This window comes from Corynebacterium sp. UD i78 (assembly GCF_056280545.1).
This window is the reverse complement of the sequence record NZ_JBWCED010000001.1, coordinates 398,298-423,157: the sequence shown is the minus strand read 5'-3', so window position 1 is coordinate 423,157 and position 24,860 is coordinate 398,298. Positions and strand designations below refer to the sequence as shown.

The following is a 24,860-nucleotide window of genomic DNA, read 5'->3' as shown; positions in this document are numbered from 1 at the left end:
AGGATCTCAGTCTTCCCTCTTCCCCGGCTTCACCACCCGCAGGCCCCTCGGCCAGGCGACGTCGATCTCGATGGTCCGATGCATGAGGCCACTCATCGGTTCGCGGTGCTCAGCCGCACGGCAGCGGGGAACGACCTCCTTCTCGACGTCCGGCAGCAGCACGATCGGCGGAACGTCCAGTGCGTAGGCCAGGCGGTAGACGTGTTCCATCGACATGTTCGTCACGCGCCCGTTTACCCCCGTACCGTGACCACGCTCGATGTTCTGGATCTGGTTGCGGCTGATCCCTGCCCGCTCTGCCAGCCTCTCCTGAGTCAGGTCCAGGTCCACCCGTAGAGCCTTCACCCGCTGACCGACGACCACCGCGTAGGTCTTCCAGTCGAGGTCGGGCGGTGGGGTGTACATGAATCACAAATCTGGTTGCGGTAACCTCAGTTGTCAGCACATTATTTTGGGCTTTCTGTTCTGCTGCTGTTCGTTCTTGACCTCTTCGTTCATCTCGCTCTCACCTGGAGGACCCCGACCTCGTGCCCCGCATCTTCGACAACCTCTCCGACCAGACGAGGCTCGCCACCGGCCTCGCCGACTGGTTCCCCACCACGGAGACCCTCGATGTCGCCACCGGCTACTTCGATCTACGGGGGTGGAACGACCTCGACGATCTGATCACGGAGAAGGCGCTCTCCCGCAGTGTCACTCCGGCAAATCAGGTCAGCGATGAGACAGGTAACGATGCCGAGTGCGCATCACCTTTCCCGCGACTCCGGGATGGCGAGTCTCCCGTCGTCCGGCTGCTCATCGGCATGGTCATGCCCGGTCAGCACCATGCCCTGATGGACGACCTCCAGCGCCAGGTCGACGGTGAGACCGACAATGCGGGACGCCGCCAGCAGGCCGAGAATGCCCAGACGAAGCTGGTGGAGCACCTGCGCCAGCAGCTCACCCGCGGGTTCCCCACCCCGGAGGACCGTGCCACGCTCCGGTCCCTCCACGACCTGGTGGCCGCCGGGCAAGTTCAGATCCGGATCTACACCCGGCAGCCGCTGCACGGGAAGACCTACGTCTTCCACCGGAATGATCCGGTGACGCCCACTGCGGCTGTGGTCGGTTCCTCCAACTTCACCCGTGCCGGACTGAACACGAACCTCGAGCTCAACACCGACATCACGGAGCGGGACGCCGCCACCAAGGTCAGCGGCTGGTTCCAGGATCTCTGGGAGGACCGGTGGTCCCTGCCGGTCGATGACGCGGTTCTGCGGATCATCGAGGAGTCCTGGGCGGCACCGGTTCCCCGTAGCCCGTACGAGGTCTTCCTCAAGGTCTGTTACGTCATGTCCCGTGATGTCCGCGCCGGCCTGGTCCAGTACCGGCTCGACCCGGCCATGGAGAATCTCCTGCTCCCATACCAGAAGACGGCGGTGAAGACGCTCGCCGCCCGCCTGCAGAACCGCCGGGGCACCATGCTCGGTGACGTTGTCGGTCTCGGAAAGACGCTGACCGCGATCGCCGTCGCCCAGGTCCTCCACGAGGACTACGGTGCGCCGCTGATCATCTGTCCCAAGAACCTGGAGACGATGTGGAAGCAGCATCTCAAGGAGTATGACCTGCCCGGTCACGTCGTTCCCTACTCCATGGCGCACCGGGAGCTGCCGGAGCTGCCCCGCTACCGCTTCGCGATCATCGACGAGTCGCACACGCTGCGCAACGACGGCACCCAGACCTACCAGGCGGTCCAGTCCTACCTGCACGAGAACGAGACCAAGGTCCTGCTGCTCACCGCCACGCCGTACAACATCCGGTACACGGACGTCGCCAACCAGCTGGGCCTCTACCTCGACGATGACGAGGAGCTCGGGCTGGCCCCGACCTTCGCCCTGCAGCGCGACCCGAAGCTCGCGGATCGGTTGGAGGTCTCCCCCACCACGCTTGCCGCGTTCCGGAAGTCCGAGGAGGCCGAGGACTGGAAGCGGCTCATGGGCGAGCACCTGGTCCGCCGGACCCGCAGTTTCGTGGTGAACAACTACGCGCAGACCGACGAGAACGGCAACAGGTACCTGCAGTACTCCGATGCCCAGGGCAATCCGGGCAAGCGCTTCACATTCCCGACGCGCCGGGCGATCCCGGTCGAGCACACCTTCGACGTCGGTGATCCGGCTGCACTGATGACGGATGACGGCACTTTCGACGTCCTCGACCATCTCCGGCTCCCCCGCTACGGGCTGGCCGACTACTTCCACCCGGACGCCAAACGGCTCGCAGACGCGGAGACAACGACGATCATCGAGAACTTCGAGAACTCCCGCGGCCAGGTCGCCGGCTTCGTCCGCACCAACTTCTACAAGCGACTGTCCTCCTGCGGGTACTCGTTCCAGCTGTCCCTGCGGCGGCACCGTCGGCGTAACAACCTCTTCCTCTATGCGCTGGAGCAGGGCCTGCCGCTGCCGGCGGGAACCCTGGATCCGGCGACCCTGTCGGAGGACGCCACGGACGAGGAAGCACTGCTCAGCCTTCAGGGCGAGGACAGCGCCGACGACTACGCACGTCTGCAGGAGCTCCGGCCCCGTGGTGTCACCTGGGTGACGCCGAACCTGTTCACCGACAAGCTGGCCCGTGCACTGAAGGAGGACACGGACGCCATCAACGGGCTGCTCGACCGGTACGGCCAGTGGAGCGTCGAGGTCGATTCCAAGGTCCGCAAGCTCGCCGAAGTTCTGACCACCACGCATGCTCGGGACAAGGTCCTCATCTTCACCGAGTACAAGGACACCGCCAACTACCTAAGGGACGCCCTGCGCCACCTCGGCATCACCCGGGTCGAGGCCGCCACCGGTGAGACGAAGGATCCGACGGACCTGGCCCGTCGGTTCTCCCCGAACACGAACCTGCAGCCCGGGGAGAAGACGGCCTCGGTGGCGGAGGAGGACCAGATCCGGGTTCTCATCGCCACCGACGTACTCAGCGAGGGCCAGAACCTGCAGGACGCCCACGTCATCATCAACTTCGACATGCCCTGGGCGATCATCAAACTGATCCAGCGCGCCGGCCGTGTCGACCGTGTCGGTCAGACCGCGGACGAGGTCCTCGTCTACACGATCGCGCATGGCCAGGTTGAGGACGTGCTCAACCTGCGCAACCGTATCCATGAGCGTCTGGCGCAGAATGCCGCCACGTTCGGGTCCGACGAGCAGTTCTTCGGTACCGAGGAGGAGACGCAGAAGATCTCCGATCTGTTCCAGGGCACGTTGCCGGACGAGCAGGCCGGGGAGGACGTGGACGCCGGGTCCCGGGCGTTCGAGTACTGGAACCAGGCCACCACGGACATGCCGCAGCTGCAGGAGAAGATCGAGAACCTGCCGGATCTCATCGATGCCACCCGGCCGCTCCGGGAAGAGAAGGACAACGACGGCATCGTCTGCTTCACGGCGACGGATTCCGGTGGCGAGAGCTACGGCTTCGCCGGGGACGACGGTAGCCGCACGCTGCTGACCGGCCATGAGGCGCTCAACCGCTTCTACTGCACTCCGGAGACTCCGGCACTGCCGGGACGTGACGACCATGACGATCTGGTCCGGGATCTGGTCACCGGGGCACTGCGTACTGAGATCAACGCCTCCGGCCGGCTGCGGGGTGAGCGGAAGATCCTGTGGAACCGACTGGGCCAACTGACGTTGGACGGTGCCCACACCCGGCGTCAGCTCGATGCACTGGACGCTCTCTACAAGAAGCCGCTGAAGTCCACGGCGACCTCGCAGTTGCGCAGTGCCCGTCGCCGCGGTGCCCGGGACGGCGAGCTTCTCAACACCCTCGCCGAGCTTCATGAGCTCGGACTTCTCGTCGCCGACGGCGACAGCACCAACGAATCCATCCACATCGTGGCCAGCATGGGAGTGAACTGATGACCGACTTCATGAATTTCGTCGACAAGGGCAAATTCACCGAACTCTTCGAGGAGCTCGGCTGGGACCAGGCGCCGCGGTCGCTCAAGCCGGTGTCCGTCCAGCGGATCACCGTCGGCGGTACCAGGGAACCGGAGGTCACCGCAGAACCGGTTGCCAGCCAGGATGGTCTTACGGTCTGGGTTGTCCGTTCCACCTCGCTCCCCTCGGTCACTCTCCAGCGGTCTGTCGATGACAAGGTTCGGCAGTTCTCTGCAGTGCGGCTGATCATCTTCACTGACGGCACACACCAGTCGTGGCGCTGGCCGCGCAGTGGCGCAACAGCGGCAACGAACCAGCGGCTGCTGCACCACCACTACACGGTGGGGAACGAGGAGCAGCACGATGATCTGGCTCGTCGACTGGCAATGATCGAGCTGAAGGTCGGCGAGCGGATCGGAATCACCGAGATCCAGGCCCGGATGGCCAAGGCCTTCAATGACGAGGCCGTGCGTCGGTCACAGCAGGCGTCGGGTCACATGAAGCGGATGAACCAGACTCTGCTGGATGCCGATGTCTCGACCGACAGCGCATCATCCTTGCTGGTGCGTCTGCTGTTCCTCTTCTTCGGCGACGACACCCGGATGTGGCCGACCAACACGTTCCAGAACTGGGTACTGCACCACACCACCGGTGGGAACATCCATGCCAAGCTCACCGAACTGTTCGGGGTGCTCTGTGATCCGGAGCTTGACGGTTGTCTGGTCGCCCCGGGCGAGAAGCGGAAGGGCCGGTATGCCGGCACCGAGTTCGAGGACTTCCGCCGGATCGATGGCATGTACCGGGAACGGGTGGAGCTTCCGCAGCTCAACGAGGACTTCCGTCAGCAGGTCATGGAGGCCGGGGACTTCGACTGGGCGAAGGTCAATCCGGACATCTTCGGTGCCATGTTCCAGCAGCTGGTGGATCCGGCGCAGCTGCGGGAGATGGGTGAGCACTACACCTCCGAGGAGAACATCCAGAAGGTCATCGAGCCCCTGTTCCTCGACGAGTACCGGCAGAAGTTCGAGGACGTCTACGACGACCGCGAGGCACTGCTGGAGATTCAGGATGAGCTGGCGTCGCTGCAGTTCCTGGATCCGGCCTGTGGCTGCGGCAACTTCCTCATCCAGGCGTACAAGCATCTGCGCGGTCTGGAGTTCGAGATCCTCACCCGTGCTGACGAGCTGGAGACTTCGGAGCTGAAGGAGCTCATCACCCTCCATGATTCCAGGCAGAGAGAAGGTCAAGGACATCACTGATGTCCGGCGCCGGTACGCGGAGCTGACCAGCGCATCCATCGAGTTCGGCGATGATGTCCTACGCAGCTCGAAGCTCTCCATGCGCCAGTTCTTCGGTATCGAGATAAACCCGTGGCCGGCGAAAGTCGCTTCCACTGCGATGCTCCTCGTGGACCACCTGTGCAACCAGGCCTGGGGTGAGAATGTTGTCCGCCTCCCCATCGAGGAGACCCCGGAGATCGTGTGCGCCAATGCACTACGCACTGACTGGCATAATGTCGTCCCAGATTCGTTTAGGAGGCTCTACGTCTTCGGCAATCCACCTTTTGTCGGGCAGTACACGAAGACTTCCGAGCAGACTGCGGACATGAAGCAGGTGTGGGGAAAGGACTACGACGGCTATCTAGACTACGTCACCGGATGGCACGCCAAGACCAAGGATCTGTTGGCTGATCGCACCGGCGATTTCGCTTTCGTGACGACGAACTCCATCACCCAGGGCCAGCCGGTGCCTGCCTTGTTCGGCCCGTTGTACCGGGAGGGGTGGGACATCAAGTTCGCGCACCGTACGTTCGCCTGGGATTCTGATGCTCCCGGCCAGGCGGCGGTGCACTGCGTGATCGTCGGCTTCACCCGGAATCCGGTGGCGGTGAAGAAGCCCACCCAAAGGTCCATTGACCAGGTTCAGGATGCTGAGCTCAACGCTGCGATGGCTGCCACAGTCGAGCAGCGCCTCTGGGACTATGCCTTCCAGAAGGGTGCGCCGCACGAGGTGCCGCTGACCACCGGGATCAATGCGTACCTGGTGGACGGACCACGGGTACTGGTGAAGAAGGCGAGTAAGCCGTTGTCACCGGTGATGACACCTGCGGTGAAGGGATGCCAACCTACTGACAACGGTCACCTCATTGTCGAGACCACGGAGTACGCCGTCGTCGCTGCGGACCCCGTCGCCGCGAAGTATCTCCGACCCTTCGTCGGATCCCGGGAGCTGGTCCGCGGACTGAACCGCTGGTGCCTCTGGATGGAGGGAGCAGATCCGAAGGACATCTCCCGGTCACCACTTCTGAAGGAACGTGTTGCCGCGGTTCGTGAGTTCCGCCTCAAGAGTCTGAAGAAGGCGACCCAAGAGTCCGCTGCCACCCCGTGGCTGTTCCAGGAACGTCGGCCAGCCTCTACCGACTATCTCTGCATTCCCAGGGTCGTGAGTGAGACCCGCCCTTATTTCACCGCTGAGCAGCTCTCTGCTGAGACCATCGCCAGTGACTCCGCTTTCTCGGTGAAAGACCCCAGTGGGCTCGCCTTCGCCCTCATCTCCTCCTCCATGTTCATCACCTGGCAGAAGGCCGTCGGTGGACGGATGAAGTCTGACCTCCGGTTCTCCAACACTCTCACCTGGAACACCTTCCCCGTTCCTGATCTCGACGGGAAGACCCGGGCTGCGATTATCGCCGCTGGACAGGGTGTCCGCGCAGCCCGTGCCCTGCACCCGGACCGCAGTCTCGCCAAGGCATACGACCCGAACACGATGGACTCCGAGCTGATCATGGCTCACGATGCTCTCGATCTCGTTGTCGACAAGGCCTTCGGCGCCGACCATCCACTGTCGACCGATCGCGAACGCCTGGCGATTCTATTCGCCAACTACTTGGAACTGTGTTCCAGGCAAGGGGGATGACCTGTGCCACAAATTGCTCAGGAATGGAAGAATTCCGGATGGTACTACGGCAACGCCAAGTCTCCAACGGATATCATGAAGACAATCGCCAAGTTGAGCACACATAGCACCTCACACAGATTTGCATGGCGAGGGTTCAGCAACGCGAACCATACAGTAAAGTCAACTCTCCACCGCCACCTCGAAGGCGTCAATGAATCTTTGAGCGAAAACAGCATGAGGAAGAAGGAAAAGTCTATCCTCGAAGAAGCCCGATCTTGGGGGCTTGGAATTTCCGGTGGCCAACCCGTCGACGACCTGCAGCTCTTAACAGATCTCCAGCACTTCGGGGCCCCGACGCGACTTATCGACGTAACAAGCAATCCAATGACAGCATTATGGTTCGCAACTGAGAACGCAAAGAGCAAGGATTCGCGTACCGGCAGGGACAGGAATTGCCAGACCACCAGAGATACCAGCGGTTTACTTCTTGCTATAAATATTGACTGGTACAGGGAGTCTAAAGAAGGGAGTTTACCGCAGACCGCTTTCAAAACAATAGGTGAATCACACATCAGGAGGAATTCTACTTTTCCGGAAAGTGCAACGCTCGAGGCTGGAATATCTCTCAAGAAGCCTTTTATCGTCAGCTCGAACATGCCAAACCAGAGACTGCAGGCCCAGGAAGGGTACTTCATCTCAGGTCGCCTGCCACAGAGTCAGTCTGGACCCTTCCCCAGCCTCGATCTGGACTACGATGACGGAGATCCTGCCGAGCTGAAGAAACTTATCGAAGAATCGGTACTACGAGGGAAGCCGAAGAGAATTCCTTTTGTTGCCATTCTCGTTCCGGCAGGCTCGAAAACAGCACTAAGAGACAATCTGAAGAGAACATACAACAAGACCGCCAAGAGGCTATTCCCCGACCATAGTGGCTTCGTGGAATACGGGAAATATTACCGCACCTAGTCGCGCGTACATCTATTATGTTGAACCCCTGCAGGATGATGTAGAATCGACAAGTGCAATTGAACGCAGATTCCTCCCCCACCGCAGCAGTCTCGGAACTGCTCACCGCGCTCACCCAACGACTGGACCCGCTCATCGGCGCCCGACTCGCGACACACCTCGGTGGGACAAACGGCCTGCCCTGGACCACCGTCCTCGCCGAGCTCGACCGGGCGAAAGGCCGCAGCCGGCACAGCTACTCCCGTACCGACCTGCAGTGTCAGCTGCGCATGCTCACCGAACGCCTCGGCAGCCTCGGCTACCCTTTCGACGACAACCTGCGTCAGGTCAGCACGGTCGCCAATGAACTGCGCATCATGCGCAACCGCTGGGCCCACAATGACGAGCTCTCCGACCTCGACGCCGTACGCACCTCCGACTACTCCGTCCGACTGCTCACACTGCTGGGAGACACGACCGGAGCCGCCGAGGCGAAGACCCGACGCACCGGACTCCTCTCCGCATACGCCACGAAGACCGAGCTCACTGCACCCGTCCCTGCACCGGGCCCGACCCCGATCGCGTCCTCTTCCTCGTCCTCATCCTCGTCCTCGATTCAGGCTCCCGTAGTGGCAACCACCACGGCACCATCACCCCGCCCTGTGACATCCTCCCCCACCGTCGGTGATACCGGACGCTACGAGTACGAACCCTGGGAGATCGTCATCACAGGCGGTCCCGAGACCATCGACGCGCTACCGAAGAAGGACGCCAAGATGCAGGTCCGCGGTGTCGCCGCCGAGATCGCCGAGTTCGAGGGGCCGGTCAGTCTGGACCGGCTCGTCACGCTGACCGTCCGCTCCTTCGGCATGTCACGCTGCGGTGCGAAGAAGAAGCAGCAGGTCGCCCGGCAGCTACGTCAGCTCGACCTCATCATCGACGCCGACGATTTCGTCTGGCCCACCGATATCGACCCCGCCACCTGGCGGGAGTTCCGGCCCACCGGCGCCAACCACACCGCCGGCCGCGACTTCACGGACATCAGCCCGGTGGAGATCGCCAACGCCTGGCGCATCATCGCCGCCCGACAGCCGGCCGGCGCTGATGTTCCGGACGCCGAGATCCGACGTGGCGTCCTCAATGTCTTCGGCATCAGCCGCGCCGGCGCGAAGGTCACAGAGCACCTCTCACGCGCCAAGGCACTGCTGTAACCCCCTATCCCCTGTAGCGCACCGCCTGCCCCACCAACTCCTCCAACCGTTCCGGCGAAACCGGGGCCAGCCCCGTCGCCTCCAGACTGAGGTTGACATGCTTGCGCCGCACCGGCACCGACGAGTGCGTGTGCCCGTGGACCGTGCAGTCGAACCCCTCACGTCCCGCCCACCGGGCCAACAGCGGTGTCTGATGTGGGTCAGGGACCGCGTCCTTCCCCGTCGCCCGGGGAATATGCGTCATCAGTACCTGCCAGCGTCCGATCCGGACCTGCAGGTCCAGGGCGATCACGTCGAAGATCTCCCGGTAGCACGGCGTCCACTCCGCCACGGAATCCCACCCGAACATCGGGTGGACCCGATCATGGTTGCCGGGGATCAGCCACATCGTGAGATTCTTCTCCGCCTTCAACTCAGCGAGACGGGCGAGCGCGTAGGCGTCCTTGCGCACGGAGATGTCCCCCAGACACAGCAGGACGCTGTCCTCCGGAACCTCACGCAGATGGTCGAGCACCACCCGGTCGTGCTGCCCGGTGTCGGCAAACCCGCGCAGGTCAGCAACCAGCCGGTGACCGAGGTGCAGGTCGGACACAGTCCAGAAGTTCGTGGTCATCTGCCTCAGCGTAGCGGGCCCTGGCGCGGACCCATCCCATCCGGACATGACAGTGCCGCGGCCACCGGCACGAAACATGAGCGGCTCAATGCGCAGAGACCGAGTTCTCGATCCCTTCAACCCACTTTCCGTGCCGCTGACCGCGGCACGGTATCTTCCCACCTCCGGAGTTCTCCCTCGGGGGTGATCACCACCATATACGACAGGAACACCCCGGGGTGAGGGTGAAATTCGGGGGCAATACCACGGAAAACCCACCCGAGGTGCGGTTTCCAGAACCCACGACAGGAAAAACCACCCTATAACGGGGGCGCAGGGCAGCGTCGCACTGGCCCGCCCGCTCCCCCGGCACGCTCAAGCGTCACATTCCTCGTCGCGCGAGCCCCTCAAGATCCACCCCACGCAGCCGGGCGAACTCGGCGGTCGTGCCGGTCACCAGCACATCAACCTGCCGCAGCTCCGCCACAGAGTCAGCACCCAGCAGCGTCATCAGGGTGCGGACCTGGGCGATCCACTCGGTGATCTCGTCGATCAGCGCATCCAACCCGTCGGTCATCAGCACATGCAGGAAGTGTCCGGAGACACCCACCGCTGAGGCACCCAATGACAGGGCACGCACCACGTCCAGCGGCGTCGAGACTCCGCCGGACGCGATCACCTGCACCGGTTCCCCGGTCGCCGCCCCATCACGCGACGCTCCACCCGGCACAGTCACCGGAGACGCCTGCAGATCCAACAGACACTCCGCCGCGGTCTGACCCCACCCGGAGAGGTAGGCGTACTCCTGCTTCTCCCGACGCCGGTTCTCGATGTCAATGAAGTTCGTCCCTCCGCGACCACTGACATCGATCGTGCGCACACCGCGCTTCACGACCTCGGCGACAGACCGGGCCGACAGCCCGAAGCCGACCTCCTTGACCACCACCGGCACATCGACCCCGTCGACGATGTCCGACAGCCGGTCGAGCCAGCCGCTGAAGTCCCGGTCACCCTCGGGCATGACCAGTTCCTGCGCCGGATTCACGTGCACCTGCAGGGCATCCGCGTCGAGGAAGCCGACGGCGTCCCGCGCCTGCTCCACCGTCATCTCCGGGCTGACATTGGCGAACAGGAACGCGTCAGGAGCATTCTCCCGCACCACGGCGAAGGAATGCGCCAGCGACGGGTCCTTCAGCGCCGGGGACGCAGACCCGGTCGCCATCGCCACCCCGGTCGCCGCAGCGGCCCGGGCCAGGTCAGCATTGATCAGCGCGGTCTTCTCCGACCCACCGGTCATCGCATTGATGTAGAAGGGCACCGCCCAGTCACGCCCGCACACCGAGGTCTCCAACGCGACCCCGTCGAATGACCCGCCCGGGAAGGAGTGGTGCATGAAGCGCACGTCATCCCACACGCCGTGCGGAGAAACACCACGCACCACACCGGCATCGCGGAGTTCCCGCAGCTCTTCAGCCAGCCGGACATGCTCGTCCTTGCGTCCTCCCCCGAGAGTGTCCCGTGAGATCGCCATGTCAGTTCCCCCGGTCCGGTCGATGCTGGTGCAGGTTCAGCAGGCGGATGTCCGCCCGCTCCCACACTGCCAGCAGGCCGTCGATGTCGGCGTCCTCCCCGATGAGCACGATGCCGCAGTCCCCACCACCGGCGCCCGAGGTCTTCGCCGCCCCACCGTGGCCCTCGGCAGACTCGATGAGTCGACGCAGCGTCGGCGTCTCGATGGTCGTGCCGGTGTGCTCGCCGAGCTCGCGCAGCAGGGCACGGTTGCGCCGGATCCCGGCGAACACCCCCTGTGTGTCCGCGGCGTCCAGTGCCTTGACGAAGAACTCCACACAGTCGCGCGAGTCCGCCAGGAAGCCGGCATAGGACCACGCGGCATCCCCCCGCTTGTTGGACTGCACATCCCCGACCAGACGGGAGGTGGACGCCGGTGAGCCGGTCCAACCCACCAGCAGCCGCAGCGACTCCGGCGGCGTCAGCGGACGCACCGACAGTCCCGGCCACTCCGACCTCACGAGCTCAAGAAGCGGACGCCCGGCCCGCTGCTCCCGGGCCCACTCCCGGTCGAAAGAGGTGTAGGCGATCCAGCCGCCGAACATCGAGGCCGCGACATCGCCGCCGGACCCCGACCGCTGCACCTCGATGCTCGCCAGCAGGGCCAGCTTCAACTGCTCCATCAGCGTGAGCTTCAGCCGGTAGTGCGCGCACAACGCCCGCACCGTCGCCACGGTCACCGCGGCGGAGGACCCCAGGCCGAACTTACGGCCCGAGTCATCGTCAAGCTCACTGGTGATGTCCAGGTCAAAGACCTGCAGCGGGACGCCGAGGGCGACCGCCGCCTCCTCCACGATCCTTACCGCGGCCAGCACGAAGCTGAACTGGTCCTGGTCCGGCTCGATGAGCATGTCACTGCCCTGCCGGTACCACTCCAGGTGACTGCCCGCGTTCTGGTCGGTGGTGATGTGGCCGGTGTCCGCGGACGCCGGGCTGACCCGCACGGTGATGTAGCGGTCCACGGCGATGAGCACCGCCGGGTAGCCGGGTTCGACCACGGCGTACTCACCGGCGATATAGAGCTTGCCGGGTGCCCGCACCTCGGTGACAGCACGGGTGAACAGTCCGCTCATCAGTTGGCCTCCTGGGAGTCGGGTCGGGTGATCTCCAGGCCGGGGCCCGAGTAGGCCACGACGGTGCCCAGCTGCGGAGCGACCTCGGCGAGCATCTCGCGCAGCCGCGCGTCCACCCGCTCCGCCTCGGAGGCACGGGTCAGCACTTTGACGTTCGGGCCGGCGTCCATCGTCGCCCATGCCGGAAGTCCCTCCTCACGCAGCGCCTTCACCGCACCCAGCGCGGCACGGGACTGGTCGGTGACGTACTCCACCGGCGGCACGGCCGACGCCATGGTGCCGTGCATTCCGGCGGCGTTTTCCTCGGCGACGGCACCGAGACGCTCCAGGTCGCCTTGCCGCACCGCCTCCATGGCGGACGCCAGATGCCCGGCATGCTCCTCGACCCACGACCGGTAGTCCGGCGAGGTCTGCACCGTCCGACGCATCCCCTCACGGGAGGAGACTGACTTCTCCCCCGCATCGAGGACCAGCACGACCATGGCCAGATCCCCGGACAGACCGGTCGGATCCGCGACCGGTTCGGCGTAGGAGGACTCGTCGTCGGTGCCGGCGTGCCACACGGCCAGCCCACCGAAAATCGAGCGCGACGCCGACCCGGAACCCCGCCGCGCCAGACGCGACAGTTCACGGTCCGACAGGTCCAGGCCCGCGGCGGAGGCGGCCGCCCCGGCCAGGGCGGCGAACCCGGAGGCGGAACTGGCCAGCCCGGCGGCGGTCGGCACGGTGTTCACCGAGATGACCTCGGCCCGGTCGGTGATCCCGGCGCGCTCACGCACCAGGTCGAGCAGGTCCACGATCCTGTCGTAGGCCCTACCGGTGACGACCTCGCCGTCGAGAGTCGCGGTATCTGCGTCCCCCTCGATGCCGAAGCGGACGGTCGTCGTCGTGTACAGCGCGTCGAGGGTCAGCGACAGCGACGAGGTCACCGGGATGATGAGTGCGTCGTCGGCTTTGCCCCAGTACTTGATCAACGCGATATTCGCGTGTGCTGTCGCAGTCGCCGGGCTGGTGGCATCTGTCACTGCAGGACCTCCCCGGCCATCTGTCCGGTGGCAGGGGCATGGACCCAGGTTCCCCGGGCACCGGCGTCCACCAGTGCCTTCTCGACGCGCTCGGCGTCCTCTTCCGTGGCGGCCAGGGCGATGACGCAACCACCGCGTCCGCCGCCGGTGAGCTTCGCACCCAGGGCACCGGCCCCGAGGGACGCGGCGACCAGCGCATCCAGCTGGGTGTTGCTCACTCCGAGCTCGCCCAGGATGCCGTGCGCCTCCGTCATCCGGGCACCCATGCCCTGGACGTCACCGGTGCGCAGATCGACGACAACCTCGTCGGTGATCTCGCCGAGCCGGTTGAGCAGCGCCGTGATCACGTCCGGCTCCGCCTCGAAGCGTGCACGGACATGTCCCACGGTCTCCCGCGTGGAGCCCTCGACACCGGAATCGGCGATGACGATCCACGCGTCCGGGCTGAACTCCAGGTCCGTGGCCTGGCCCGCCTGGAAATGGACCGGGGTCTGCGCCGAGGTGGCGACAGCGTCCAGACCGGAAGGACGCCCGTGGGCGACTGTCTCGGCTTCCTGGGTGAGATCGAAGAGCTCGCGCGGGGTGGCCGGCGCGTCGAAGGCGTCGAGGACTGCACGGATGACCGCACCGGCGGCTGCAGCGGACGAACCGAGGCCACGCTCCGGGGGGAACTCCGCTTCCGTGGTGATGCTCAGGCCGGCACCGGGGTGACCGGCGAAGGCTGCGGCGACCTCTGCGGCCTTGACGATACTGGAGAACCTGGCCGGAGCATCGCTGAGAGGACCGGTCCAGCCCAGGCCGGAGAGGGTGCCTGGACCGTCCGTGGGCTCGACGCGCGCGATCATGCGCAGCGTGCGCAGCGGCATCGCGATGGCGGGGTGCCCGTAGACCACGGAATGGTCCCCGAAGAGGATGATCTTGGCCACGGTCTGGCCGTGTCCGACGTGAGGTGCCACGGAAGCCTTTCTCGCTACAGCAGGTTCAGGACGATCCTGGGGGAAGAGTACAGCGTCGCGATCTGCACGCCGTAGCCCACGCCCAACTTGTTCAGAGTGCCGCAGACGACGCCCACCGGCAAAATGCCGACACTGTCGACGGTACTGGCGACGGTGCCGTCGAGCACGCAGACGACCGTGAAGGCGACTGTGCGGACGTCGCCGGCACCGGGGTCCGTGAACGTGAGGGTGAACCCGGAGAACAGTCCCGATGTCCTCCCATACTGCCTCATGTCTGCTGCAGTGCACGATGAAACCCACGATCCGGGCGTGTGACGGCTTCATGTGATGATCCGGGTGCTCCGCCACCCCACATGTCCGGAAGTAGTGCCGACAGGTCACTCCGCCCCGGCAGAACCGACTCCTCAGCACTACTTCCGGACACGAGGATGCCGCCACCGACTCCTCAGCACTACTTCCGGACACGAGGATGCCGCCACCGACTCCTCAGCACTACTTCCGGACAGAGAATCTAAGCAGCCGCCGCAGCAACTGCGGCTGCCCTGGAAATCGCACCTGACACCAGTCGGAGCAGTCGTCTGCGGTCGGCGAACAGTGCCGCGTCCACCCGGACAACCTCCCAGCCCAGATCCTTGAGTTCCTGGAGCTGATCGATGTCTTTCTGGTTCTGACCGGCGTCCTGGTGTGTGGAACCGTCGTAGTACAGCGCCACCTTCAGCGAGGCACACGCCAGGTCCAGCACGGTCCAGGTCTCCGTGGGCAGGTCCAGCCGCACCTGCGAGGTCCAGCGGTGACCGTCGGGCAGTATGTCCCGGACAACCAGTCGGAGCAGGGTCTCGCGGGGTGACTGCGCACCCGGATCGACCAGCGGGAGCACCTCCCTGAGCTTGCGTGCAGAGACCAGTCCTCGGCACGCATGCATGATCTCGTCGACGGTGACCGTGGTGCACTGGAGGAACGCGTCGATGAGCTGCACCGCACGCACCTGTACATCGGTCAGCCCGGGGACCTCCGGGACAACCCAGTGGTGCGACCGCATGAACACCGACTTCAGGCACTGGGCTGCAGCCACTGGAGCGGTGACGCACCGCAGCTCCGGCAATTTCGGATCAGGACAGACGGTCTCGCGGGTCAGGCAGGCCGGCCACCGCCGTATCACCGGACGCAGCCGTGCCTTCCCGGTACCGTCGCCGCCTCCGGTATGACGATGTGACTTGTCGGTGAGCAACAGCACCGGTGCGGAGTCCGCCCAGTAGAGGAGTCCGTGGAATGCGGCGGCGGCCCACGATCCGGTGACGAGGTCGCGGTGCCGCAGCCACTGCGCCCTGGCACGGGTGATGATGTCCACCAGAAACTCTCCGGGATGATCACCGGTCACCTGCCGCGGTGTCTCCGGCCCGAGCTCCAGGAAGAGGACGCCGCGGGCGACCTCGACATACAACCGGTCAAGCTTGTGACGGGTCACTGTCCCGGAGTCCATCGCTTCCTTACGCCGGAACGGGAGTCTGCTCGGCAGTATCCGCCGGGTGTGTTCCGGTCCATTGCCCGGAGGCAGTCGTTTCTCGTCTGCGGCGCGCCGCCACCACTGTCGCAGACTCTCCCCTGTGGTCGGGTGTTTCTCCCCCATGTTGTGTGATCCCCTCCCGGATCTGTTCAGTTGTCGGCGAAAGACATCTCACCCGCCCCGCCGTCCAGTGAAGCGGAGCACGGCGCGCCCTACAAGCCCCCGTCCCGGGCTGCTGTCTTCCCGGGCTGTTCTCTCCCCGGGCTGCTGTCTTCCCGGGCTGCTGTCTTCCCGGGCTGCCCTTCAACCCGGGCTGCTGTCTTCCCGGGCTGCTGTCTTCCCGGGCTGTTCTCTCCCCGGGCTGCCCTTCAACCCGGGCTGCCCTTCAACCCGGGCCCCCTTGTCCGGAAGTAGTGCCGACAGGTCGCTCAGCCCCAGCGAAAACGACCCCTCAGCACTACATCCGGACATAAGAGGGGCGATGACATGAGAAAGCGCGACGTGCAGGTCACAGAACATGTGAAGCACCCCACGATTCCAGGCCGCCCCTACCGGCGGACTACCCTGTGTCGGTACCCCGGTCCATCTGACATCGATCGGCATCGATCAGACATCCACTGACCTCGATCAAACCTCGGACCGTTGACGTTTCCCGGAAAGAACCTGCACGGAAAGAACCTGCATGAGCACAACCACCTACGCCCCTCCGGCCCAGCAGAAGCATCCCGTCGACCAGGTCCCGCCCGCCGGCAAGCTCGCGGTCCTGTCCGTCCAGCACCTCCTCGCGTTCTACGCCGGCGCCGTCGTCGTCCCGCTCCTCATCGCCGGCCAGCTGAATCTCGACGCGAAGACGACGATCCATCTCATCAACGCCGACCTGTTCACCTGCGGTATCGCCACACTGATCCAGTCGGTCGGTTTCTGGAAGGTCGGTGTGCGCCTGCCGATCATCCAGGGTGTGACGACCACGGCCGTCGCACCGATCGTGGCGATCGGCCTGGCCGTCAACGAGGACGGCGGGGTGGGCGTCCTCCCGGCGATCTACGGCTCGATCATCATCTCGGGCATCTTCACCTTCCTCGCCGCCCCGTACTTCGCGAAGTTCATCCGGTTCTTCCCGCCGGTGGTCATCGGCACGGTGCTGACGACAATGGGCATCACGCTGCTCTCGGTCGCCGCGAACGACTTCACGAACTACGCCGAAGGCGCCCCGGAGACGAAGGACCTGGCCTACGCCGGTCTCACGCTGGCGATCATCATCGTCATGCAGCGCTTCTTCAAGGGCTTCCTCGGTACCCTGTCGATCCTCGTCGGCCTGGTCATCGGCACCGCCGTCGCCTTCGGTTTCGGCGACACGGGCTTCGATGACGTGGGCACCTCCGACTGGGTCGGTTTCACGACCCCCTTCTACTTCGGCGCCCCGGAGTTCGTGCTCACCGGCGCGATCTCGATGATCATCGTCATGCTGATCACGATGGTGGAGTCCACCGGAGACGTCTTCGCTGCCGGCGAGATCGTCGGACGCCGCACCACCAAGGAGGACATCGCCCGCGCGCTGCGGGCCGACGGCCTGTCCACCACCCTGGGCGGCGTGATGAACTCCTTCCCTTACACCTGCTTCGCGCAGAACGTCGGTCTGGTGCGCATGACCCGTGTACGGTCGCGGTGGGTCGTCGCGGCGGCCGGCGTCCTCATGATCGTCATCGGTCTGATCCCGAAGGCCGGCGCGATCGTCGCCGCAATCCCCTCCCCGGTGCTGGGTGCGGCGAGTATGGCACTGTTCGCCAATGTGGCGCTGGTCGGTATCCAGACGCTCGGCAAGGTCGATCTGACGGACACGCGCAATGCCACGATCCTCACGATCTCGATGGGTCTGGGCATGCTGGTGACGTTCAAGCCGGGCATCGCCGAAGTCTTCCCGGAGTGGGCACAGGTCTTCTTCGCTTCGGGTGTGACGACCGGTTCGATCGCCGCGATCGTGCTGAACCTGCTGTTCTTCCATGTGGGACGCCGCCCGTCCCCCGACGTCACCCGCGATGCGGCGGGCCGGATGCTCACTCTGGAGGACGTCAACGCCATGGATCAGGCGTCCTTCCTGCGCACCTTCTCACCGCTGTTCAACAATGCGACGTGGCCGCTGGAGCGCGCCCATGCCGTCGGCCCCTTCGCCACGGTCCAGGACCTGCGCGATGCGGTGCAGGACGCCGTGCTCACCGCCCCGCGCGAGCAGCAGGATGCTCTGATCCACGACTACCCGTCGATGGCTGATCTCCTGCTCGACGAGGACGCTCTGAGGCGCGAGTCGGGGTTCGCCGGCTCGCTCGCCCTGGAGGATATGGACGATGTGGAGCAGGAGCAGCTCCGGGACCTTTCTGACCAGTACCGGGAGCGGTTCGGGATGCCTTTCGTCGCCTGCCTGGGCCGGATGGACTCCCGTAGTCAGATCGTCACGGAGGGTCTGCGCCGGCTGGAGAACTCCCCGGAGCAGGAGCACCTGCAGTTGCTGGGCGAGGTCGTGGAGATCTCCAATGACCGTTTCAACAACCTCATCGCGGACGCCAATCCGGTCGCCGCCGCGTGGGAGTCGAAGTTCGACCACCTGGGGTAGGTGGTGCCGGGGACGGAGACGCTCAGATACTCAGCACGTGCCGCACCGCACCGACCGCCTCATCCAGGGCTCGCCCGGACCCCGACCAGATCACGCTGGAGTTCACGAAGGGGTGCACCAGGCCGCGGTGTCGACGCGCCGTCACCGGCACCCCGGCCTCATCCAGGCGGGCGGCGTAGGCCTCACCTTCGTCACGCAGCGGGTCATGTCCGGCAACGGCGACATAGGCCGGGGCGATGCCGGACAGGTCCTCGGCCAGGATCGGGGAGACGAGGTCACCCCGTCGCTCCTCGTCACTGAGCTCACTGACGAAGGCCTTGTCGTACCAGCGGAAGTGGTCTTCGGTGATGTACGGACCGTCGTGGAATTCGCGGCGGCTCGCGTAGGTCGCCATCACCTCGTCGACCTCCCGGAGGTCCACGACCGGCGCGAAGAGCATCTGCAGGGCCGGCTGCGGCAGTCCCCGGTCACGCAGCCAGAGCGTGGACGCGGTGGCGAGGTGCGCACCGGCGGAGTCGCCGGCGATGATGACCTGCTCCGGGTCGATCTCGGCGATCTGTCCGGACACGGCTGCCGAGATCACGGTGGTGACGTCCTCCAGCGGGGCGGGGAACGGGTGCTCGGGAGCCATCCGGTAGTCGATCGAATAGACCTGGACACTGCTGCGACGGCAGAGGAAACGGCAGGTCGAGTCGTGACTGTCGAGGGATCCGGTCGCCCACCCTCCTCCGTGCATGTAGATGATGGCCGGCGCCGGTCTACCGCCCTGCCACCGGGCCGCACCGGCCGGAGTGTAGACGCGCACGCGGACGCCGCCGACGATGCGGTGGTCGACGAGGCCGACCTCCAGTGACTTCGTCCCGCAGGAGCCGGCGAGGTAGGCCTGCCGGTCGACGTTGCGTCGGGCGTCCACGGCGTCCTGGTCGGCAATGTCGGATCCGCCGACGAGTTTCAGCGTGAGCAGGGAGAGGGCGACGTCACCGTCGAGCCGGTCGCCGGCGTTGTTCGTCCGGGAGAAGACCGAGAGCAGCGGAGCGGGGATGAAGCGGAGGGCGCGGGCCCCGGCGGCGATGATCCGGTCGAGCACGGAAGGGCGGTAGGTCTCCGCCCCCTGGTTGGCGCTGGCACGGGCATTCAGTTGCGAAGTCTGTGACATAGATCACAACCATAGGGGGTAGACCCCGCAAAAGGGAACCTTCGGCCCCGAAAAAACTTCAGCCCAGGCTACACGAGACCGAGTTCCTGCACCGTCGACCATTCGTCGGCGAGCTCCTCGACCGAGGCGTCCAGCCGGGCCCGCTGCGCTTCGGACAGCGCCAGGCCCTGCACGATCTGCCAGGCCCCGTCGACCGAGCGGCACGGGAAGCTGCACATCAGACCCTCGGGCACACCGTAGGAGCCGTCAGACGCCAGGACGACCGAGACCCAGTCGCCCTCCGGAGTGCCCTGGACCCAGTCGCGCATGTGGTCCACGGCCGCCGAGGCCGCGGACGCCGCCGAGGAGGAACCGCGCACACTGATGATCTCCGCGCCACGCTTGGCGACCCGCGGGATGAACTCCTCGGTGTTCCAGGTTCCCTCCAGTCCGCCGAGATCCTCGGTGAGTGAGCGTCCGGTGTCGTCGACGAGCTCGGTGATGTCCGGGAACTGTGTGGTGGAGTGGTTGCCCCAGACCGTCATCCGGTGCAGGCCCGAGACCGGCGTCCCGAGCCGCTGCGCGACCTGGGACAGGGCACGGTTGTGGTCCAGCCGCGTCATCGCGGTGACTGAACCGGCAGGCAGTCCACCGGCGGCTGCGGCAATGGCGGCGTTGGTGTTCGCCGGGTTGCCGACGACCAGGACACGGACGCCCGGGTTGGCGTTGGCCGCGATGGCCCTGCCCTGGGGGCCGAAGATGCCGCCGTTGTCGGCGAGCAGCTCGGAGCGCTCCGCACCCTTGCCCCGCGGCTTGGCACCGACGAGGAAGGCCGCGTCCGCCCCGGTGAAGGCGACGTCGGCGTCATCGGTGACGGTGACGGTTCCGAGCAGCGGGAAAGCGGCGTCCTGCAGCTCCATGGCGACGCCCTCGGCGGCGGTGGTGGCCGCGGGAATCTCCAGGAGGTTGAGGTTTACTACGGTGTCGCGGCCGAAGACCTCGCCGGTGGCGAGGCGGAAGAGAAGGGAGTAGGCGATCTGTCCGGCGGCGCCGGTGACGGTCACGGTGACAGGGGAGGTGACGGGGGCGGTGGATTGCACGGTGGGCACTCCTGAAGGGTCGGTGGGTTGTCCGTTCGCCAGTCTAAGTGCATTCCGTGGATCACCCCCTCTTAGGTGGACACCGGTTCGGGTGTATCCACCGTCTGTAGTAGACCTACTAGTCTGGCATTTGCCCGTATACATAAGGACACAACTCAGTACGGGGGTGAAACCACTCCCGTCGCACCCCCTGCACCCCCTGCACCCCCGAATCCCCGGATCCCCGGATCGGCCGACCCCGGAAGGAACGCCCGGCATGACGCTGCAACCCGCAACTCCGGTCATCACCGACGATTCCGACTGGAACGATGTCGCCGCACGCCTCGAGGTCCTCCCCGACACCTTCCGCCGCTACGGCTGCTCGATCGACGAGTACCGGCTGATCCTCGACACCGCCCTGCCCGAACTGGTCCGGTCCGGCCTGCAGGCGAACACCGGTGACATCGCCGTCGGCGCCGGGGTGCCGGCGGACCACCCGTTGCTCTCCGATGTCGAAGGGCTCTACGACGAGGCACTGCGCTATGCTTTCCGGCTGGTGTGGCCCCGACCGTCCGACATGGACGTCGAGGACTACTCCCCCGCCGAGGCGGTCCGGGCACTGGTACGCACCGCCTACCGGCGCCACCGCGCCCACCCGGACGCCGTGCGGCTGATCCTCACCGAGAACATCCAGGGCCACGCCCACGTGACGGGGCGCCCCGAAACCCTCGAGTCCTCCCCGGTGGTGCTCCAGATAGACCGGGTGCTGATGCGCGGCCAGGATTTCGGGGCCTTCCGGCCTGGGATCTCCGCCGAGGACGTCTACGTCCTCATCACCTCACTGTGTACCTTCCCCGCTGCCCAGGGTTCGACCTTCCACGGCCACTACGCCACCGACGTGGACTACGGTCCGACCGTCGACGGGCTGGAGATGCTGGCCTGCGACACGGTCCTGGCGTTCCTCACCACGTCGATGCCGACCGACCAGGGCAGTTCCTACACCCACGCCTCCCCCACAGTCATGACACCGGGTTCTGTCTCGGCGTCGCTGTACTCCGCCGGGGACGGTGACAGTACCGCGACCGGGGAGGAGGACGCCGCGACGACTCCGCCCACCGAGGAGGGGGAAGAGACGGGTCCGGTGCCGGTGACGCCGTGGAGCGGTGTCGCCGTGGACACTGAACCCGGCTTCCTCGACTACCTGGATTACCGGGAAGGCGCGGACGACGACGTGAACACCGCTGACGACGGACTGAGCTCGCTCTACGACGACTGAGCCTCTCAGTCCCCGCCCCGTCGTCAGGCGGAGCGCTGCTCGCGCTCGGCGACCTCTTCGTGGGTCAGCAGCTGCGGGTCAGCGCCGGTACGCACGCTGTCGCCGGTGATGATGACCTCTCCGGTACCGGTGTCGTCTGGGATGGAGAACATCACCGGCAGCAGGATCGACTCGACGATCGACCGCAGACCACGGGCACCGGTCCCCCGTTCCAGGGCCTTCTCGGCGATGGCGAGGAGGGCGTCCTCCTCGAAGCTCAGGCGGACCCCGTCCATCTCGAAGAGGCGCTGGTACTGACGCACCAGGGAGTTCTTCGGCTCGGTGAGGATCTGCACCAGGGCGTCGGAGTCGAGGTGACCGACGTGCGTGATGACGGGAAGACGGCCGATGAGCTCGGGGATGAGACCGAACTTCACCAGGTCCTCCGGCTCGACGAACCGGAAGGGGTCCTTCTCCTCGTCGGCCTTGCCGCGGATCTCCGCGCCGAAGCCCACGCCCTTCTTCCCGCGACGGTCGGAGATGACCTTCTCCAGGCCGGCGAAGGCGCCGGACACGATGAACAGGACGTTCTTCGTGTCGAACTGGATGAACTCCTGGTTCGGGTGCTTGCGTCCCCCCTGCGGAGGAACGGCGGCGACCGTGCCCTCGAGGATCTTCAGCAGCGCCTGCTGCACGCCTTCACCGGAGACGTCGCGGGTGATCGACGGGTTCTCGGATTTCCGGGAGATCTTGTCGAGCTCGTCGACGTAGATGATGCCCTGCTGGGCGCGGGCGACATCGAAGTCGGCGGCCTGCAGGAGCTTGAGGAGGATGTTCTCCACGTCCTCACCGACGTAGCCGGCCTCGGTGAGGCTGGTGGCGTCCGCGATGGCGAAGGGGACGTCCAGCATCCGGGCCAGGGACTGGGCGAGGTAGGTCTTGCCGGAGCCGGTGGGGCCCAGCATGAGGATGTTCGACTTGGAGAGTTCGACCTCGTCGTCGGAGCGGCGGGCGGTGGCGTCGGAGGACTCGGCCCGGGTCCGCTTGTAGTGGTTGTAGACGGCGACGGCGAGGGTGCGCTTGGCGTCATCCTGACCGATGACGTACTCGTCGAGGAAGCGGGTGATGGCGGCCGGGTGCGGCAGATCGGTGGTGTCCACGTCACCGCCGCCGGCGGAGAGCTCCTCGTCGATGATCTCGTTGCACAGCTCGATGCACTCGTCGCAGATGTACACGCCGGGGCCGGCGATCAGCTTCCGTACCTGCTTCTGGCTCTTGCCGCAGAACGAGCACTTCAGCAGCTCGCCGCTTTCCTGCATTGACGCCATGGTCTCGGGCCACTCCTGTGATCTCGTCGGGGCTCATCTGACTCGTCGGGCCGGTCCGTCCGGCGGTACTCCCCCGGAGAAGAGGGGCACAGCGGACCGGTCAGCTCCGCTCGAGTGTACCCCTCAGGATCAGAACCCCTGGGAGACGCGCTGCTACACGGCGTTCCACCACAGGGAGTCGTGGCGGTCACCGTGGGCGGCCTGGTTGAGGTTCATGAAGTCCATGTCGATGGAGCTCCACGGGATCTGCTCGTCGGCCCGGGTGTGCAGATGCAGCAGCGGCTTGCACAGGGCCTTGAGGCCGCGGATCCACATCTTTGCCGGGGAGAACGTGTGCATCCAGGTGATGACGCCGACGACGTTGTCCTGTGCACCGGCCTCGAGGATGGCGGACAGGATGTTGTCGGAGTCTGTGAGCACCGGCTTCCAGACGATCTTCACGGGGGTGTCGTCGGAGGCGTCAAGCCGCTCGGCGATGACACGGGACTGCTCGGCGACCTGGTCGAGGGTCCCGGGGACCGTAGAGGCGCTGGGAGCCGGTGGGGCACCAGATCTCGCGGTCGCCGACAGTTCAGCCGTAAGACACTCCTGTTGCTCGACGGCACCGTCATGGGCCTGTCCATCCTCCTGCCCGCCGTGATCAACAGCCTGTGGTCGGACGCCGACCCGATGATGATCGTGGGCTTCCTCTGCATCTACGTCGCCTTCTACACCTTCACCTGGGCGCCGCTGACCTGGGTCATCGTCGGCGAGATCTTCCCGCTGCTCATCCGCGGCCGCCCCGGAGGCCTCCGCAGCCTCCTCCGCCGGGTAGTCAGTCCGGTGGTCTGCCCGGCTCCACCCCCGCTTTTCCGTAGGCTGGTCGCCATGACCATCCTGCATTCCCGGATCACCGGCCACGAAGGTCCGGACGCCCGCTCCGTCGTCCTGCTCGGCGCGCTCGGCTCCTCCGTGGACATGTGGACTCCCCTCCAGGACGCCGTCAGCGGCATCCCGGACGGGGAGTCTTTCCGTCTCATCGCCCTGGACCACCGCGGCCACGGGGCGTCCCCGCTGCCCGACGCGCTGCCCGGCAGGTCGGAGACCGTCGATGACGAGGACGCCGGGGGTCGGCCGGCGGTACCGGCCGGCCCGACCACGATCGCCGATCTGGCCTCGGACGTCTGCGACACCCTCGACACCCTCGGCACCGGCGCCGTCGATCTCGTCGGGCTGTCGATCGGCGGCGCTGTCGCCCAGCACATCGCGGCACACGCCCCGCAGCGCGTCCGCACCCTGACCCTGATGTGCACCGCCCCGTCCTTCGGGGCCCCCGAGGACTGGGAGACCAAGGCTCTCGCAGTGCGCAGCCGGGGGATCATCACGCTGCGGGAACTGTCCGTGGGTACGGTCCCCCGCTGGCTGACCGGGGACTTCCGGCGCACCCGGCCCGGCACCGCGCTCGCGGTCCAGGAGATGATCACCCGGACCAGCATCGAAGGCTACGCCGGGGCGTGCGACGCCCTGTCCACCTTCAACGGTCAGGAACTGCTGGGGCAGATCACGGCACCCACCCTCACGCTGGCCGGTGAACAGGACCCCACCTGTCCCCCGGCGACCCTGGCGCAGATGAATGAGGTCATCCCCACAGCGGTGCGTCATCTGGTCCTCCCCGGGGCACATCTGCTGCCGGTCGAGCTGCCGGGGCAGGTCGGTGACGCACTGCGGGAGCACTGGACGGCATACTGAGGGGACACCCCGTACGACACGTACGACCAACCCCCGT

20 protein-coding genes are annotated in these 24,860 nt (G+C 65.7%); 8 read left to right on the top strand and 12 right to left on the bottom strand.

Annotation, left to right across the window (positions count from 1 at the left end; genetic code table 11):
* Positions 1 to 6: 6 nt before the first annotated feature.
* Positions 7 to 405 (bottom strand): helix-turn-helix domain-containing protein, encoded by a 399-nt coding sequence (locus ACZ9GM_RS02085; RefSeq protein WP_476037172.1) that lies wholly within the window; start codon positions 403 to 405, stop codon positions 7 to 9.
* 122 nt (positions 406 to 527) lie between these two features.
* Here ACZ9GM_RS02085 and ACZ9GM_RS02080 point away from each other — a divergent pair, with 122 nt between their 5' ends.
* The 5 genes from ACZ9GM_RS02080 (at position 528) to ACZ9GM_RS02060 (ending at position 8,971) form a co-directional block, all read left to right on the top strand.
* The gene (locus tag ACZ9GM_RS02080) at positions 528 to 3,896 is read left to right on the top strand and encodes a helicase-related protein (RefSeq protein WP_476037171.1); all 3,369 of its coding nucleotides are present in this window, start codon (positions 528 to 530) and stop codon (positions 3,894 to 3,896) included.
* Complete coding sequence (locus tag ACZ9GM_RS02075) at positions 3,896 to 5,176, top strand: DNA methyltransferase (RefSeq protein ID WP_476037170.1); 1,281 nt, start codon at positions 3,896 to 3,898, stop codon at positions 5,174 to 5,176. The genes ACZ9GM_RS02080 and ACZ9GM_RS02075 overlap by 1 nt, the downstream gene beginning before the upstream one ends.
* Positions 5,139 to 6,833, top strand: a complete 1,695-nt coding sequence (locus tag ACZ9GM_RS02070) for a type IIL restriction-modification enzyme MmeI (RefSeq protein WP_476037169.1) — start codon at positions 5,139 to 5,141, stop codon at positions 6,831 to 6,833. The genes ACZ9GM_RS02075 and ACZ9GM_RS02070 overlap by 38 nt, the downstream gene beginning before the upstream one ends.
* Positions 6,834 to 6,908: 75 nt before the next feature.
* Positions 6,909 to 7,781: an FRG domain-containing protein gene (locus tag ACZ9GM_RS02065; RefSeq protein ID WP_476037168.1), complete on the top strand. Its 873-nt coding sequence runs from the start codon at positions 6,909 to 6,911 to the stop codon at positions 7,779 to 7,781.
* Between the two features lie 53 nt (positions 7,782 to 7,834).
* Positions 7,835 to 8,971: a Swt1 family HEPN domain-containing protein gene (locus ACZ9GM_RS02060; RefSeq protein WP_476037167.1), complete on the top strand. Its 1,137-nt coding sequence runs from the start codon at positions 7,835 to 7,837 to the stop codon at positions 8,969 to 8,971.
* A gap of 4 nt (positions 8,972 to 8,975) precedes the next feature.
* Here the strand turns inward: ACZ9GM_RS02060 and ACZ9GM_RS02055 are convergent, their stop codons facing one another.
* The 7 genes from ACZ9GM_RS02055 to ACZ9GM_RS02025 form a co-directional block, all read right to left on the bottom strand.
* Positions 8,976 to 9,584, bottom strand: a complete 609-nt coding sequence (locus tag ACZ9GM_RS02055) for a metallophosphoesterase (RefSeq protein WP_476037166.1) — start codon at positions 9,582 to 9,584, stop codon at positions 8,976 to 8,978.
* Positions 9,585 to 9,945: 361 nt separating this feature from the next.
* Positions 9,946 to 11,094, bottom strand: a complete 1,149-nt coding sequence (gene fni / locus ACZ9GM_RS02050; RefSeq protein WP_476037165.1) for a type 2 isopentenyl-diphosphate Delta-isomerase — start codon at positions 11,092 to 11,094, stop codon at positions 9,946 to 9,948.
* Between the two features lies 1 nt (position 11,095).
* Positions 11,096 to 12,205 (bottom strand): phosphomevalonate kinase, encoded by a 1,110-nt coding sequence (locus ACZ9GM_RS02045; protein WP_476037164.1) that lies wholly within the window; start codon positions 12,203 to 12,205, stop codon positions 11,096 to 11,098.
* Entirely contained in the window at positions 12,205 to 13,230 is a 1,026-nt protein-coding gene (gene mvaD / locus ACZ9GM_RS02040; RefSeq protein WP_291475673.1) for a diphosphomevalonate decarboxylase, read from the bottom strand. The genes ACZ9GM_RS02045 and mvaD overlap by 1 nt, the downstream gene beginning before the upstream one ends.
* Positions 13,227 to 14,186 (bottom strand): mevalonate kinase, encoded by a 960-nt coding sequence (mvk, locus tag ACZ9GM_RS02035; protein WP_291475675.1) that lies wholly within the window; start codon positions 14,184 to 14,186, stop codon positions 13,227 to 13,229. Before mvk ends, mvaD begins: the two co-directional genes overlap by 4 nt.
* Positions 14,187 to 14,200: 14 nt before the next feature.
* Positions 14,201 to 14,458 (bottom strand): hypothetical protein, encoded by a 258-nt coding sequence (locus ACZ9GM_RS02030; protein WP_476037163.1) that lies wholly within the window; start codon positions 14,456 to 14,458, stop codon positions 14,201 to 14,203.
* A gap of 239 nt (positions 14,459 to 14,697) precedes the next feature.
* The gene (locus ACZ9GM_RS02025; protein WP_476037162.1) at positions 14,698 to 15,651 is read right to left on the bottom strand and encodes a DUF559 domain-containing protein; all 954 of its coding nucleotides are present in this window, start codon (positions 15,649 to 15,651) and stop codon (positions 14,698 to 14,700) included.
* A gap of 721 nt (positions 15,652 to 16,372) precedes the next feature.
* On the opposite strand from ACZ9GM_RS02025, the gene ACZ9GM_RS02020 reads away from it, so the two are divergent.
* Positions 16,373 to 18,298 (top strand): solute carrier family 23 protein, encoded by a 1,926-nt coding sequence (locus tag ACZ9GM_RS02020; protein WP_291475680.1) that lies wholly within the window; start codon positions 16,373 to 16,375, stop codon positions 18,296 to 18,298.
* A gap of 22 nt (positions 18,299 to 18,320) precedes the next feature.
* Here ACZ9GM_RS02020 and ACZ9GM_RS02015 read toward each other — a convergent pair whose 3' ends face one another.
* Together ACZ9GM_RS02015 and ACZ9GM_RS02010 are read right to left on the bottom strand one after the other, a co-directional pair.
* A complete protein-coding gene (locus ACZ9GM_RS02015) occupies positions 18,321 to 19,454 on the bottom strand; it encodes an alpha/beta hydrolase (RefSeq protein WP_291475681.1) in 1,134 nt (377 codons plus the stop codon).
* Between the two features lie 68 nt (positions 19,455 to 19,522).
* Positions 19,523 to 20,533, bottom strand: coding sequence for a malate dehydrogenase (locus ACZ9GM_RS02010; protein ID WP_291475682.1), 1,011 nt, complete (start codon positions 20,531 to 20,533; stop codon positions 19,523 to 19,525).
* A gap of 256 nt (positions 20,534 to 20,789) precedes the next feature.
* On the opposite strand from ACZ9GM_RS02010, the gene ACZ9GM_RS02005 reads away from it, so the two are divergent.
* Complete coding sequence (locus ACZ9GM_RS02005) at positions 20,790 to 21,788, top strand: TetR family transcriptional regulator (RefSeq protein ID WP_476037161.1); 999 nt, start codon at positions 20,790 to 20,792, stop codon at positions 21,786 to 21,788.
* A 23-nt stretch (positions 21,789 to 21,811) separates the two neighbouring features.
* Here ACZ9GM_RS02005 and clpX read toward each other — a convergent pair whose 3' ends face one another.
* Together clpX and ACZ9GM_RS01995 are read right to left on the bottom strand one after the other, a co-directional pair.
* The gene (gene clpX / locus ACZ9GM_RS02000) at positions 21,812 to 23,086 is read right to left on the bottom strand and encodes an ATP-dependent Clp protease ATP-binding subunit ClpX (RefSeq protein WP_291475334.1); all 1,275 of its coding nucleotides are present in this window, start codon (positions 23,084 to 23,086) and stop codon (positions 21,812 to 21,814) included.
* 162 nt (positions 23,087 to 23,248) lie between these two features.
* Positions 23,249 to 23,572, bottom strand: coding sequence for a hypothetical protein (locus ACZ9GM_RS01995; protein WP_476038304.1), 324 nt, complete (start codon positions 23,570 to 23,572; stop codon positions 23,249 to 23,251).
* Here ACZ9GM_RS01995 and ACZ9GM_RS01990 point away from each other — a divergent pair.
* Complete coding sequence (locus ACZ9GM_RS01990; protein WP_476038303.1) at positions 23,462 to 24,823, top strand: alpha/beta fold hydrolase; 1,362 nt, start codon at positions 23,462 to 23,464, stop codon at positions 24,821 to 24,823. The two genes, ACZ9GM_RS01995 and ACZ9GM_RS01990, sit on opposite strands and share 111 nt — an antisense overlap.
* Positions 24,824 to 24,860 lie beyond the last annotated feature (37 nt).